Annotated in this window: 11 protein-coding genes and 1 pseudogene; 1 reads left to right on the top strand and 11 read right to left on the bottom strand. The window is 30.7% G+C overall.

Going from position 1 to position 14,860, the window contains the following annotated elements; all coding sequences use genetic code 11:
* Positions 1–55 precede the first annotated feature (55 nt).
* Positions 56–1,432: an MATE family efflux transporter gene (locus RCG17_RS11655; protein WP_308175302.1), complete on the bottom strand. Its 1,377-nt coding sequence runs from the start codon at positions 1,430–1,432 to the stop codon at positions 56–58.
* 227 nt (positions 1,433–1,659) lie between these two features.
* Between RCG17_RS11655 and RCG17_RS11660 the strand changes: the two genes are divergently transcribed.
* Positions 1,660–1,800 carry a hypothetical protein gene (locus RCG17_RS11660; RefSeq protein ID WP_308175303.1) on the top strand — a complete coding sequence of 47 codons (141 nt, stop codon included), beginning with the start codon at positions 1,660–1,662 and terminating at the stop codon, positions 1,798–1,800.
* 1,350 nt (positions 1,801–3,150) lie between these two features.
* On the opposite strand, the gene RCG17_RS11665 is transcribed toward RCG17_RS11660, so the two are convergent.
* The 10 genes and pseudogenes from RCG17_RS11665 to RCG17_RS11715 all read right to left on the bottom strand — a co-directional run bounded on the left by RCG17_RS11665 (position 3,151) and on the right by RCG17_RS11715 (position 14,854).
* Positions 3,151–4,164: a hypothetical protein gene (locus tag RCG17_RS11665; RefSeq protein WP_308175304.1), complete on the bottom strand. Its 1,014-nt coding sequence runs from the start codon at positions 4,162–4,164 to the stop codon at positions 3,151–3,153.
* 816 nt (positions 4,165–4,980) lie between these two features.
* Positions 4,981–6,279, bottom strand: a complete 1,299-nt coding sequence (locus RCG17_RS11670; protein WP_308175305.1) for a glycosyltransferase family protein — start codon at positions 6,277–6,279, stop codon at positions 4,981–4,983.
* Positions 6,279–7,406, bottom strand: coding sequence for a non-hydrolyzing UDP-N-acetylglucosamine 2-epimerase (gene wecB / locus RCG17_RS11675; RefSeq protein ID WP_308175306.1), 1,128 nt, complete (start codon positions 7,404–7,406; stop codon positions 6,279–6,281). Before wecB ends, RCG17_RS11670 begins: the two co-directional genes overlap by 1 nt.
* Before the next feature lie 3 nt (positions 7,407–7,409).
* Positions 7,410–8,519, bottom strand: a complete 1,110-nt coding sequence (locus RCG17_RS11680) for a capsular polysaccharide biosynthesis protein CapF (RefSeq protein WP_308175307.1) — start codon at positions 8,517–8,519, stop codon at positions 7,410–7,412.
* A gap of 16 nt (positions 8,520–8,535) precedes the next feature.
* Positions 8,536–9,593, bottom strand: a pseudogene (locus RCG17_RS28330) (polysaccharide biosynthesis protein).
* A 155-nt stretch (positions 9,594–9,748) separates the two neighbouring features.
* On the bottom strand, positions 9,749–10,945 hold the full coding sequence (locus tag RCG17_RS11695) for an O-antigen ligase family protein (RefSeq protein ID WP_308175309.1): 1,197 nt from the start codon (positions 10,943–10,945) through the stop codon (positions 9,749–9,751).
* Positions 10,946–11,182: 237 nt separating this feature from the next.
* Positions 11,183–12,220 (bottom strand): polysaccharide biosynthesis protein, encoded by a 1,038-nt coding sequence (locus RCG17_RS11700; protein WP_308175310.1) that lies wholly within the window; start codon positions 12,218–12,220, stop codon positions 11,183–11,185.
* 5 nt (positions 12,221–12,225) lie between these two features.
* Complete coding sequence (locus RCG17_RS11705) at positions 12,226–13,431, bottom strand: glycosyltransferase family 4 protein (protein ID WP_308175311.1); 1,206 nt, start codon at positions 13,429–13,431, stop codon at positions 12,226–12,228.
* Between the two features lie 56 nt (positions 13,432–13,487).
* Positions 13,488–14,210 (bottom strand): GNAT family N-acetyltransferase, encoded by a 723-nt coding sequence (locus tag RCG17_RS11710; RefSeq protein ID WP_308175312.1) that lies wholly within the window; start codon positions 14,208–14,210, stop codon positions 13,488–13,490.
* A gap of 14 nt (positions 14,211–14,224) precedes the next feature.
* The gene (locus tag RCG17_RS11715; RefSeq protein WP_308175313.1) at positions 14,225–14,854 is read right to left on the bottom strand and encodes a sugar transferase; all 630 of its coding nucleotides are present in this window, start codon (positions 14,852–14,854) and stop codon (positions 14,225–14,227) included.
* Positions 14,855–14,860 lie beyond the last annotated feature (6 nt).

Raw genomic sequence — 14,860 nt, forward strand, 5'->3', positions numbered from 1 at the left:
TTCAAATGTACTTGACGGTTACACCCTTTCCCTCTTTTATTACATTATCACCAATTTAACTATTTATAACTAGGGAATCTAATTGCTTTTTTAACATTTGACTTCTGTAAAACTTCCTCAATACCCTCGGCTGTATAATTGCGTATGGAAGCAGAATTACGGCATTAACAACAACTACACTTATCCAATCCTTAAAAAAGTATGAAAATACAATAACAATAGGTATTTTTACAATTGCTGCAATTGAATAACAGATGACCTGACATCTCAAAATACCAATTCCATTTGCAAAACATGATGAGGCAATATTATACATACTAATTGCAGAAAAAAGCACGAAAATAGATGCATACCCATAATTTATATTAATTGCTTCTCTTCTAAGCCAGATGTTTATTATTGTTTGAGAAACTACCAATACTAAAACATTCCCCACTGATATAAGCAAAACTAACAAATTAATTTTTTTGTTAAGATTGATGATCCAATCATATTGTTTGTCTGCATAAGCCTTTGCAATTGCAGACCAAACAGGATTCGTAATTAATGAAAATAATGTAACAACTAAATAAAACAGTCTAAAATAGACTTGATAATCAACAACATTTTCAGGTCCGTATAACCGAGTTATTAGAACTTCATTAGTTGAATTGATAAACAAAAGAGCTATTTGTATCCAAAAAAACTCCCCACCTAATTTGAGAATGCTAAACGCAAATTTCTTTTCATAGGATCTTATATTTGGCTTGGAATCTTTCAATATAGTCGAAAAAACAATAACAGTAGCAACAAGAAGTGGAACATTAACAGTTAATATGTTTACTATTGCTAGGTTGATTAAATCAGTCTCTATATTACCTGTCTTGAAAAAAACTACATATAGTAAAATCAAAACAGAGGAAACCAATGAAATAAAATTAGATAATGCTGTTTTTTGCATAGCAAATAGTATGGACGAAATAAGATTAAGAAAAAACTGAGATACAATTCCAGTAAAAATTAGTATTAGAACCAATTTCAAAACATCATTGGAAACGACGTTAGTTGATATTTTTAATATATTATTCCAATTCAAGAAAGCTATCGAAACACTACCTAAAATCATAGTCAGTAATGAAATAATGCCTATAATAGCATATGCTGATGAAATATACTTTTTTATAATAAATCTTTCATTATTTACCAATAAAGGCACTAATTTATTTCTAAGCCCATTTCCAATCCCTAAATCAAATGTTAAGATCCATTGTAAAACCGACAGTATTGTAAACCATACGCCTAAAACGTTCTGGTCTGAAAAATACTTTAGATAGGCAGGTAAAGTAAATAAACTGATAAAAAGGGATAGCCCTTTGATAAAATATGTTCCTAAAATATTATTAATTAATAATGAATTTTTTAAATATGAACCCTTTATTTTTGTAATGAACATTATACTTTCCCCATTTGCAAATATGTCTTTATATTATATTCCAAAGTTATTTGAATATTGCCATTGATAAGTGACACACTTGCCATAATTTAGAGCCACTTAGGACAAAAATGAGGGACTCTAAGAACATTTACAGAGCCAGTATATTAAAGCCACAGCGAAGCTGCCTGCCATTTACTGAGGCGCTCGATTCTTAGCAGGCAATGGCAGGGGACTGGGACCCACCAGTGAATGCTTGGAATCAATTTGTCCGTTTTACATTTGTTGCATGTGAGCTTCAAGGCTTTAATTTAGCAAATCCGCTTTTATACCCTACACGAGCAAAAGCAAAGTCAATGGTGGCGGAATATGCGGTGATCAATATGTAGTGGCTCTCTCCGTGGCAGACCTGTCCCTAAAATTTGTCTTAAATGTCCCTATTTTATGTCATAGCTGGTCTTTTCTAATGTCTTTATTCAGTTGTTCAACTTTAAATTTGACCTTTTATTTTATTATCCTCACATTACCTTAAATAATAAGTTAAAAGCTTATTTAAATGGAAACATATTTAATAAGATGTAGAAAACTTATTTTTTGTTTTAACAGCATCCTTTAAATAATAAAACATAAAACACCAAAATCTCAATTAAAGAAGGTTCTTTATTAATCATTAAAATAATTACAACCATTATTTTCATAAGCCAATTATCATTTTTTGTGGATTTAGAAAATTCCTAATTTCCCATAAAAAGAATATTTTATCCAAAACACCAAACAAACTCAATGAAAAAGTGTTTGTTGATGTGTCAGCTACATACTTAATGTTTGCAAAAACATCAATAAAACCAATGCAAAAATAATACTGAACGAATATTATTTTTTATAGATCCAGCCTTATTAATGACAAACGAAACATAAAAAATAATAGCCCATAACAAGCAGAAGAATCAGTGGCTACTATACTTATAATATATATAAAAGGTCTAAGTGTACTTGGTCTATTTTCTATATAAATCAACTCGAAGATCATAGCTATAATTAAAAAAGTAGCAAATTTTCCACCACCCCAAAAACCCCACAATTTCTTTCGGATTTCCAAGGCAGATAAAAGAATATATAGTCTATCCCACAAGAAATTTAGTTAATGTTATCCACTATAGGGGTTTAATCAGCACATTTCCACTATTAACCATAAAATATCCAATTAAAGAAAATACTGAAACCAGGTCATTATCTTCAAAAAAATATTAATGAAATTTTCAAATCTATAAATTATAATAATTCCAAAGGCAATTGTCATCTTTAAAATGAAGGATAAAGAAATATGATAAGCTGTCATTCCTGTGGAAACAAAAGTACTAACTACCATAACTAATAATAATTGCGAAGCACTAAATAATAATATATGCAAACCTTTTGAAATTACTCTACTAATTACTTAATTCCTAATTTAATGCATTTTAACAAATATAAAACGCAAAAGGCTCTATTATTATAAATTCAAAATCAAAATAATTGAATATACTTATAGAAACATCCTTATTTTTTATTCTGATTATATTATTGTATATTATAAAAAGTAATAATATGCAAAATTCCAAAGCAATATTTTTGTCCCATCTGAGGAAATAACAGCTTTATATAAAATACATATATGATAAAAAGATATCAACTACAAATTCTCTATATTTTTTACCTTTGATGACAAATCGAACTACTTTGTACCAATGTACTTCTAATTATTTTCTAACCACCTTCAAATGGTTTTTAATTGTCTTTGTAATAGATGCATTGGATTCCATGCCTAAAATATTTTTGATCAATTTTGCAATTTTAATCTTTATTCGTAGTGAAAGTGGATAAAGGATTATATTTCCAACCTTACTTTCATACATTCTATCAAGCATTACAGTTTTAGGATGAGTAAGAGGGAATTTTAAAGGAATTGATTCCATTCCACAAAATCGTTTTGTCATAACGTTATCTAAAGAAACTCCTCCATGCTCTGAATAATTATCTACACCGATATTTTTAATTTGGTTGAATTTTGGGGAAATCCCGTAAAGGTTGTGTACACGAATAGAGTAGGCCATATGATAATCCCATGAAACATAACGCTCTCCTTTTAGCTTTCTCTCGTATTCTTGCCTCACACATTCAATTTGCTGTTTATATAATCTCTTATCCTCATACTCATATTTTACCCTCTTAACTAACCGCGTATCATTATATAGTGCTAAATCAGCATCATAATATTTTATAAATTTACCTGCCCATGAAGCCCACCCACACGGTAATAAATGCTTAGTAAATACGTAACTCGAACCATCTTCTGGTTTATAATTTTCTAGGTAATTTGTACCACAAATCCAAAGAATACGGTTATCATCTTTATATTTTTCAAGAAGTTCTTTACAAAAATAAAAAAAGCTTAGTTCTGGTAAATTATCATCTTCCAAAAAAATAGCTACAGGTTCCATAGAAAATACCCACTTAGCCCCTAACCCGATTCGATCATATACTCCACAATTTTTTTCTGCATAATTTTTAATTACTTTACAATCCCAATTAATATGTTCCTCAACTGCATTTCTACACTCATTGACTAAAATCTCTTCTTCTTCAGTTCTTCCAAAGTCAGATATTAAGTATAACTTCTTGGGTTTAATTTGTGAAACTCTATTTAAAATTTGTAATGTTGCATCCTTTCGTTTAAAAATAAACAATACAACTGGAATATCAAAGGAACCCATAATCTACCATCTACCTTCTGAAATATACTAAAAAACTCTAAATATAGTCTTTAATACAACTTTTTTTCATTACCTATTATTTTACTGAACCCTTGCATTTTTTGAATCTAGACAAGAAATTTAACACTTCAGTAAGTGATTTTACTTTTTTATTCCAATTCCCAAGTGTATACAGTATACGGATTGTTCCAATAAAATTTATCCTAATCCTTTGAACAAAATCTCCAATTGAATTGATAGTCTCCATTTCACATCACGTTAGTGTTTAAAAAGAACATACTAACTTTGATGATAGGAGTTAGTTGATATTCATAAGACCCCAATAATCCCCATAAACATAAATATCAGTTTCAAATATAAACCTCTCCTCCCACCGCTAATGCAATTTTAGAATATTACGAGATCAAAAGTACTGTCTTTAAAGAGGTTACAAAGGGGCTGTTTCTTTGATTCATTCTTTTTCCAAGGGTGCCAAGGTTTCGAATCCTTCAGAACCAATAATGGGAAATGAGTAGATTCACGTAACTGAAAAAAGATGAAACAATTGCAGCTACTTTTCAATTGGATACGGAATAAACATCCAATTAATTACATCCTAGATGATGTGCAATCTTCTATTACCTTTCCGAACAATTTAGTTATCTACTTTCCATCGATATCTCCCAAACATATATCAGCCCTCTCTTTAAAGGTGGGTAGTTTCACTTCACTCACCTTTAAAAATCACTTTTACCATCAGCACTAAAACGTGTAAGCCGAACATGATTTCCAAAAATAAAACCATAATCTATTCCTACATATTTTCATAAATAATAATTATTTAAGATTTTTTAAATTTAAAATGTCTTGTTGAAATTCTTTTCTTCTAACTTCAATGTCATGGTTTTTCTTAGCTATTAGTAGAGCATTCTCCATGTATTTAACTCTTTTATCAGGATTTTGAAAAATGTTGATTATCTTATTGTCTAAATCTTCATTTTCCATAGAGTTCATTACAAAACCTGATTCTGTTTCTAGTAAATACTCAATTGAAGCAACATCTTCAGGTCCAACAGCTAATATACAATTTGCGGATGCCATATATTCTGATATTTTAGTTGAAACTGATAGACATGTGATTTTTTTACTACTACGGTCAAATGATTCCACATGAACTAAAACATCCGATTCTTCTAAAACCTTTTTGACACCCTCTGAATCTAAAGAACCACAATATCTAGAATATTCCTTATTATTTATTTCCCTTAGTATTTTTTCATTTGGTTGGTGCTGTGAATATACTTTTAATGTGCCTTTGAAACCTTTTTTCTCTATTCTTTCTAAACTTTTTCCTATAAACGATAATACTTTCCACCTATTGCTATGCAATCCACCAACATAAACAAATTGTAAATCATTATTTTTTAATTCATTATTTAATATAATCTTTTCCTTAATTTGAACTAGATTCATTATTTTTTTAGATACTAATCCATATCTTTCTTTATACACATCAGACATTTTATCCCCTATTGTCAATATCAAGCTACTGTTCTTACACATTTTTTTAAAAACACTTTGTGTCCAATGCCGATTTATTAGGTCAAAAATATTTAATGAGAAATAAGGTAGAACATAATCATCAGTAATATAGTATACAATTTTGGCATTATATTTTTTAGATAACATCAACACATTATTATATAAATAATTTGCATTACCACCACAAAAAAATATTATTTCTGGATCAAATTTATCTAACCAGTTTTTAACACCATTTTTTTCAAAATCAAGGGACAGCCAAAATAACGATCTTATAAAACGAACTATAGCTGACTTTTTCATCTTATTATTTATTTTTTCTGGAATTAATCGTTCTTCTTTGTCTGCTCTATAGACTTTTCTACCTAAATTTTCACTTCTACTTAAAAACTGTTTAATTATATCTTCATCTGAAATTTTATAATAATTTTCACAAACATCAGAAGTAGGAATTTCTCTATGAAAGTATAATTGTGCAATACGTTCTTTAGGATAACCTTTAAAAAATGAGTCATATGTCTTGCCGTTATTAGATGTAGTTGATAATGGATTTACCGTAACTATAAGTACCCTTGGATATTTTTCTAAATCCATTATTCCCTACCCCACACCACTCTATTTACATAATGCGTATATGACAATATTATCCTGAGTACCTTATCTGATACATTTGGCACACTATAATCTTCTACCATTCTTAATGTATCGTTTTCTTGGGTTTCTAGTATCTCTAATCCTTGTAATATTCTTTCTTTTTCAAGCCCTACCATCATAACTGTTGCTTCCTCCATCGCCTCTGGTCTTTCATGAGCTTGTCTAATATTTAGTGCTCTAAATCCAAGAATAGAAGATTCCTCACTGATAGTTCCGCTGTCACTAAGAACAGCTTTTGCATTAATTTGAAGTTTTACATAATCATTAAACCCTAAAGGTTTCAATGTTTTTATTAATGGATTAAATTCTATTTTTTTAGATTTTATCATATTTCTAGTTCTAGGGTGTGTACTTAAAATTAAAGGGTTATTATATTTTTTTGCAATCTCGTTTAAACTATCAACTAAATCTAAAAAATTGGTTTCTGAATTAATATTTTCTTCCCTGTGAGCTGATACTACAAAATATTTACCTTCCTCAAGTTCCAATCTCTTTATAACGTCTGATTTCTCTATGTCATTTTTCCTAGAGTTGAGCACTTCAAACATAGGGCTTCCTGTTTTAATGATTCTATCTGATGGAAATCCTTCTCTAAGGAGATACTCTCTTGCAATATCACTATAGGTTAAGTTAATATCAGCTGTATGATCAACTATCTTTCTATTCGTTTCTTCTGGTACTCTCTGGTCAAAGCATCTATTCCCCGCTTCCATGTGGAATATTGGAATATGTCTCCTCTTAGCTGCAATAGCACATAAACAGCTATTAGTGTCTCCAAGTACCAAAAACGCATCTGGTTTTACCTCTTCCATAATAGGATCTATTTTAACTAAAATATTACCGATAGTTTCTACAGCAGTACCGGTAGCTGCATTAAGGAAGTAATTGGGCTTTTTCAGTTTGAAATCTTTAAAAAACACTTCATTTAATTCATAATCGTAATTTTGACCAGTATGGACAAGTGCATGCTCTATTGCATTTGATTCTTCTAATTTATTAATAACAGCTGACAATCTTATAATCTCTGGTCTAGTACCAACGACTGTCATGACTTTTAATTTCCTCATAAATTATACCTCCAAAAAGTAAGTGTCAGGCTTGTTTAAATCAAAGCATTCATTGGCCCACATTACTGTTACTAGATCTTTTTCTCCAACGTTAACAATTGAGTGAGTATATCCAGTAGGAATATCTACAACTTGTAGCTTTTCACCACTTACCCTATATTCAATAATTTCTTCCGAATCAATCTTTCTAAATCGAATTAAACCATCACCACTCACTACTAAAAATTTTTCATTTTTTGTGTGGTGCCAATGGTTTCCTTTCGTAATTCCTGGTTTTGACACATTTATTGAAACCTGACCTCTTTCAGGTGTCCTCATAAATTCCGTAAAAGATCCTCTATGATCACAATTCATTTTAAGATCATAGGAAAATTTATTTTCCAGTAAAAAACTTAAATAAGTACTGTAAAGCTTTTTCGTTAGAGCATCTCCCATATTAGGAATACTTAAATTGGTCCTACTTTCTTTGAAGCTTTTGATAATATTAGCCAATTCTACAAGTTTAATATTATGTGTTACAGGCACAATGCAGTAATCATCTTGCATAGTTGGATTGCCATCTAGAGCTCTAAAAAATTCTTCTAATACATCATCTATATAGCAAAGAGTAAGATCTGCTTCTGGATTATTGACCTCAATATCTAAATGTCTAGCTATGCTATGGCAGTAAGTAGCCACTACTGTATTATAGTTAGGTTTACTCCACTTTCCAAACAAATTTGGAAGTCTATAAATATAAACTTTCGCATCAGTTTCTAAATAATAATTAAATAATAAATCCTCTCCAGCCTTCTTACTTTTCCCATAAGGATTATCCTTTTCTGCCTGAATTGAGGAAGTATAAAGAATAGTAGCTTTATTACCATGCTTCTTAAGTAATTCTAGTAACTGCGAAGTTAAACAATAATTGCCTTCCATAAATTCTTTTTCATCTTTTGGCCTGTTTACACCAGCCAAGTGAAAGACAAAATCGCATTCCTTTGTATATTTTTCAAGTAATGAAATATCACTTTCTTTAGTAAACTCAAATAAATCATTATAACCTCTATTTTTTAACTCGGCGATTAGATTTTTACCTACAAAACCCTTTGATCCTGTAATTAGAATATTCATTATTACTTTCCACCTTTTAGTTCATTATATGGATTTTTTTCCGTCCTTTAAGCTCACCTTTGAACATAGTCTAATTCAGTAATTTTTATTTTATTTGTTCTATGTTAAGATATTATCCAAATTATATTCTTCATCAGCAGAAAACTTTGTATCTCCATTTCAAAATACTTATTATAGTTAAAATTCTAGGTCAGCCGAAACTCTCTAGAATCCACCTAAATCCTCTGCACCATAAATTCTTCTTTAGTAAACAGTGTTTCATACCGTTTGTCATCCTGACGTGTACTAATTAATTTAATTTCATTATCAGCATTAAAAAGTTTCTTTACAGCTTATAGCAAGGTCCCCAATAGTACAAGCAGGGGATCTTTTGCACCATAATATCTCTGCTTCAGCATTATAAAAATCAAATACCACTAACTCTACTGCTTCTTCTAAACTAATAAGAAATCTTGTCATATTAGGGACGGTGCCTGTTTGAGGATCTCCACTTTTAATCTGTGTAATAAATGGCTCAGTTAAACTTGCCTGTTCATTCCTGCTACAGGCGCTCACCTTCCGTTCCAATCAACAAAGTGTATAAGATCAACAATCAGCTTTAACACAGCCTAATAAATAATAGAATTACCGATCCACCTGGGCCCAGCAAGTTTCCATATTTTTTACCACAAATAAGAGTTCTGTCTGGTAATACCATTTTTCATTTTGCAACAAATGCATTTTCCATCATCGCTTTTGAAATTCCCATTGCATTATTTGAATATCCTGCTTTAAGGTTTGATAGACGGAATACATTTTTTACATCATAATCTATGGAAGCAGTCAGCGCATTGTCCGTTACTAATATATTAGTTTTTAAAGCTTCAAGAGAAAAAAGCTCACATGATAGAACTCGTTTAAATACCGCAACATGAAAAATATAATACACACCTTTCATAGTATTTTTAACACTGGCCAAGTTTCTTATAAATATAAAACTTAAGCTTGATCCTTTTATAATGCTTTCTCATATCATCTTGTAATTTTATCAGGTGGAAAAATTTGTATTTTTATATTATCTAGGAATCTTTTCATAACTGCATTCCCAAAAGAACCTAATCACCTAAAATTCATAATTTTTTATCTTTAAACAACCTCTCCTTTCAGAAGTGGTTCTCTGATATTTGAAAAGAAAATATCAAAACTAATTATATTTACTAAATACTTTCGTCTGTCGATTCTCACCAAAGTCATTTAGAGGTACTAAATTTTTTCTTCACAGTTGACTGTAAAAAGTAAAAGATTATACACCAACTGGTTAATATCATATAATGCGGTTCAGTATTAATGATTAGCAAAAAAACAATAGCGATCATCGTGTTTACAAGCCAATGATTGTTTTTAGAATTAATTATTCCAACTACCCAGTAAAACGTATATTGAATTCCAAAAATACCAAACACACTTAGTAAAAATGTGCTTGTTGATGTATCAGCTACGTATTTCACATTTCTAAACGCTTCAATAAAACCTACACCAAAAATAGGCTCTTTCAAAAACATACTAATGTTATAATTAATTGCTAATACCCTACTTTGATCCTTTAACTGATCTCCAAATAACTTTGCTACAATTGGGTTATCCGCTAACCCAATTAATTCAAAAATATTTGAGTAGTTCGTTATACAAATTATTGATAGAAATATGGTTAACAAAGAAAGTGCTGTTCGTATGTACTTGTTTCTAATAGAACAAGCTTTATTAACAGCAATCAAACAAAACACAAATAGTAGTAATCCATAACCTGCAGAAGAATTAGTAGTTATCAAACAAATTACAAACAAAATAATTTTTAAAATACTAGGTTTATTTTTTTTATAAAACAGTTCAAAAATCATTGCAATAATTAAAAACGTAGCAAAAAGACCTGGTTCCCAAAAAATTCCGCAATTTCTTGCAGATACAATAGGTATATAAAAGAAAATATATCCCACGCCATATAGAACAGAGTTTGCGTTTTCTACAGTTGGAAAGTTAAATAACATATTACCGCTATTGGTCATAAAGTACCCAATTAAAGAAAAAACTGAAACTAAGACCATAATTTTTAAATAAACCTTAACAAAATCGTCAAATTTATATACTATAACAATCCCAAATGCAATTATTATTTTGAAAATAAAAGTTAAATAAGTTTTATAACCTGTCATTCCTGTTGTAATAAAAGTGGAGACTAGCATTAATATTAAAAGTAAGAAGGCTGATGACGGAATATTTAACCGCTTTTTATATAGTAATTTGACAATTGGAAACATAAACAAATACGCAAGTGCTGCCTCAATATAAAAACCAAGTTTAATATATACAGTGGAAAGAGCATATCCACTGTCATAAATTACTCCAATTAAGCAAATAATTTTGAAAACTTTTGATTGAAAAATATTCAAAGGACAAATTTTCACCTTTCATAATCTATTTTTTAAGGATTAAATTTCTTTATATATTATACTTATACAGTATTTAACGTAACGCCACTCTTATTTTCATTTTATTGCCTATTTACTCTCCTAAATGAAATACAGAATCACATTCTTTTGTATACTTTTCAAGCTCTGCGGATAAGGTTTTTTCCTACGAAGCCCTAATCTCCTGTACCAAAAATATTCATCAATCTATTCAACCCTTTAGTTCATTACGTGAATTTTTTCATTCCATTCCTTTAGTTCGTTTTGAACATAGTCTAATTCAAGTAATTTTGCTTTAATTTGTTCTATATTAAGGATCTGTGTATTATCAGAGTTATATTCTTCTATAGTCGTCAGCTTTTGATCTCCTTCTGCAAAGTACTTATTATAGTTAAGATCTCTTTTGTCAGATGGTACTCTAAAGAAACCACCTAAATCCTCGGCCACTACATATTCCTCTTTAGTCAGAAGAGTTTCATACCGCTTTTCCCCATGCCGTGTTCCAATTATTTTAATTTCATTATCAGCATTAAATAGTTCCTTTAAAGCCTGAGCAAGGTCACCAATTGTACTAGAAGGAGATTTTTGAACCATAATATCTCCTGCCTCAGCATTTTGAAAAGCAAATACTACTAACTCTACTGCCTCTTCTAAACTCATAAGAAATCTAGTCATATTAGGGTTGGTGATTGTTAGAGGCTGTCCATTTTTTATTTGTTCAATAAATAAAGGAATTACTGACCCACGTGAAGCCATCACGTTACCATAACGTGTACCACAGATAAGTGTTTTTTCTGAAGACACAGTATTGGATTTTGCTACGAAGACCTTCTCCATCATCGCTTTTGATATACCCATCGCATTAATTGGATATGCCGCTTTATCAGTTGATAGACAAATTACCTTTTTAACACCATATTCTATGGCTGCAGTCAATACATTGTCAGTACCTAAGATATTGGTTTTTACAGCTTCCAGCGGAAAAAATTCACAAGAGGGAACTTGTTTTAATGCAGCTGCATGAAAAATATAATCTACCCCATGCATTGCATTTTTAACACTCGAAAGATCTCTTACATCACCTAGATAAAACTTAAGCTTGTCATTTTTATAATGTTTTCTCATATCATCTTGCTTCTTTTCGTCACGTGAGAAAATCCGAATTTCTTTTATATCAGTATCTAGGAACCTTTTCATTACAGCATTACCAAAAGAACCTGTACCACCTGTAATCAGTAACTTTTTATTTTTAAACATATCCTCTACCTCGCTCCTCTAAAATGTTTTTCAAGTATTTTAACAGAATGCTTTAATTTAAAATTATCTTCTAAATATCTACGACCATTTGCTCCCATTACAGACAATCTTTCTGATTTACCCATTTCTTTAGCCTTATCTATAAAGCTTTTTATATCACCTGACCACACCCACTCTCCACAATTGGCTTCCTCAATTAGTCCTTTAATATCAGTTACCTTATCTGTCGCTGCTAACACAGGCTTTGCATACTCCATATAGGATAGTATACGTGATGGATAATTTGGCATGGTAAATCGTGGGTCTAACAATATTAGTCCGACATCACATTCACTTGTTATCTGTTCGTACTCATTTCTTGGTAGGTTCTCAATCAAAAGGGCATTGTTGATACCATATTCTTTTATTGCCTGCTCTAACTTGTATCGATCAGTTCCCCTACCAATAAAGAGGAAAAACATATCTTCTTCATTCTTGCATCCTTTAACAACTTCGCATAAAAAATCAATATACTGTGGTTTGCCCATGTTTCCACCAAATAGAAAGACACAGGACTTTTCAGGAATTCCATACTTTTCTCTCATTGGAAACTCATCTAGGTTTATTTTATTTGTCAATTTTTTAGTATTAGGAAAAATTTCAACTTTCTCTGGATTAATCCATACATTATGTTCTAATACATACTTCTTATTAGCAAGAGACATACAACCAATAAAATCTGCGGTTTGTAATAACCTCTTTTCCTTTGCTGCGAAATATCTGTGTAAAATACTGTTTTCTTTTATAATTCCTAAATCTACTGCGTTTTGAGGGAAAATATCTTTGAGCATTAAATAAGACGGACAATTAAATTGGTTTTTTGCCCATACTACTAATCCAGCATTAGTCACTGGGGGTGATTCAAATAAGACAAAATCAAACTTTCTATTTCCCAAATACTCCTTTATACCTTTTTTCATAAGGATTGGTATTTTTAAAGTGGTTATCCCTTTTTCAATAAAACCTACATCGTAATAATTTCCTGTAACAATACGTAATACATCAAAGCCTCGTTCTTTCTTAATTTCTGTATTTTTTTTATTTCTTGCTTGTTCAGATACAGCGACTGTAATCCTATGACCAGCTTCATGTAATGCTTCAGCTAAATCAGTATATATTGTACCTCCCCTATCTGGCTCAGGAAACGAAGTAGCAATGTAAAGTACATTCAAAAATATCTCTCCTCATTTTTTTGCCACCCTATCATATCTTATTATGGTTAACACAACTAATTCCATAAATGATAAACTTGATGGCATCCTACTTGTTCACACCCAACTTTATGATAAAAGTTAATTGCACCTATATTCCTTATTTGTGTGCCAACTCTAACTTCGTTAAAACCTTGTTGATGTGTAGCATACTCTACTGCTTTGAATAACTTAGAACCAATACCGCAATTATTAAATTTTGGAGATACGGCAATTAACTCAATTACACTTGCATTATCTGCAAAAGAATAAAGTACAAAACCATTTAAATTATCATTTTCATCTTTAGATAAAGCAAAAAACTTATCTGGCATTTTAAAAGCATTTATAAGCCACTGATGATATACTTGATCTCCTCCACGCTTGGCTAATTCAAGATCCTCAGTAAACTTTGAGAATTTAAAATCTGCTAACTCAATGATTTTGTCATTTCTCTCTAATGATTGATGTATTGTAACATTTGTTGGAATCTCAGATGAGCCAACCAATTTCTTTATAAACTGAACATTAACATCTGCTAGGAAAGCCAAAGTATCCTTTCCAATTAATTGTGTGTTAACAGGATCTGAATTCTGATTTGTGATTGAGATAAATTGGTAGTCAGTAAATTTAGCCTGTAGTTTATGCCACTCATTTAATGAAAGCGGCTTGTGCAATATAGCTTTGGCACTACTCACATCAAAAAACTCTGTATCCCACTTCAGTTCGTAAAAGGATACTGCTTTTTCAATATTTTCCATGTACACTTCCTACCTTACATTCCTATACCAGTGTTATTATGTGATTTAGTACTTTTTTCAGTTATAAATACATCCTCACGTTTCAATACCGATACAGCAGTTTTAAAAAATATTTTTATATCAAGGCACAAGGAAAGGTTATCAATATAGTAAATATCATTTTGGATTCTTTCTTTCCAGGGCACAGTGTTCCTAAAATAAGCTTGGTTATAACCAGTAATGCCAGGTCTAATTTCTAACTTACGTTCTTCATTGCCCTCATATAATTCATGATGTTCAGGTAAGTCAGGTCTAGGCCCAATTATGCTCATATCACCTTTAATGATGTTTAACAGTTGGGGTGTCTCATCCAGACTTGTTTTACGTATAAACTTCCCAATCCTAGTTAATCTCGGGTCATCTTCTGCATTAAAAGTCGAGCCATCCTCATTTCTAAGGTCTGGAGCATTCATTTTCATCGAACGGAATTTACACATTTTAAATACTTTGCCGTCCTTGCCCAGCCGAGGTGCATTATAAAATATGGAACCTCGATCTTGAAAATAAATGATCGGTCCTATAATCACTAAAATAATAAACCAAAATGGTAGGGCTGTTAGAGCTAAGATTAAATCAAAAATTCTTTTAATGAAATTCTTATACATTCCCTA

The sequence above is a fragment of the Neobacillus sp. PS3-12 genome (assembly GCF_030915385.1).
Taxonomy (GTDB): Bacteria; Bacillota; Bacilli; order Bacillales; family Cytobacillaceae; genus JAEVLT01.

What these genes read in the sequence shown, in the direction of transcription:
- RCG17_RS11680 (WP_308175307.1), bottom strand. Translation starts at nt 8,519, where the DNA reads ATGAATATTCTAATTACAGGATCAAAGGGTTTTGTAGGTAAAAATCTA.
- RCG17_RS11700 (WP_308175310.1), bottom strand. Translation starts at nt 12,220, where the DNA reads ATGTTTAAAAATAAAAAGTTACTGATTACAGGTGGTACAGGTTCTTTT.
- RCG17_RS11715 (WP_308175313.1), bottom strand. Translation starts at nt 14,854, where the DNA reads ATGTATAAGAATTTCATTAAAAGAATTTTTGATTTAATCTTAGCTCTA.
- RCG17_RS11665 (WP_308175304.1), bottom strand. Translation starts at nt 4,164, where the DNA reads ATGGGTTCCTTTGATATTCCAGTTGTATTGTTTATTTTTAAACGAAAG.
- RCG17_RS11655 (WP_308175302.1), bottom strand. Translation starts at nt 1,432, where the DNA reads ATGTTCATTACAAAAATAAAGGGTTCATATTTAAAAAATTCATTATTA.
- RCG17_RS11710 (WP_308175312.1), bottom strand. Translation starts at nt 14,210, where the DNA reads ATGGAAAATATTGAAAAAGCAGTATCCTTTTACGAACTGAAGTGGGAT.
- RCG17_RS11670 (WP_308175305.1), bottom strand. Translation starts at nt 6,279, where the DNA reads ATGGATTTAGAAAAATATCCAAGGGTACTTATAGTTACGGTAAATCCA.
- wecB (WP_308175306.1), bottom strand. Translation starts at nt 7,406, where the DNA reads ATGAGGAAATTAAAAGTCATGACAGTCGTTGGTACTAGACCAGAGATT.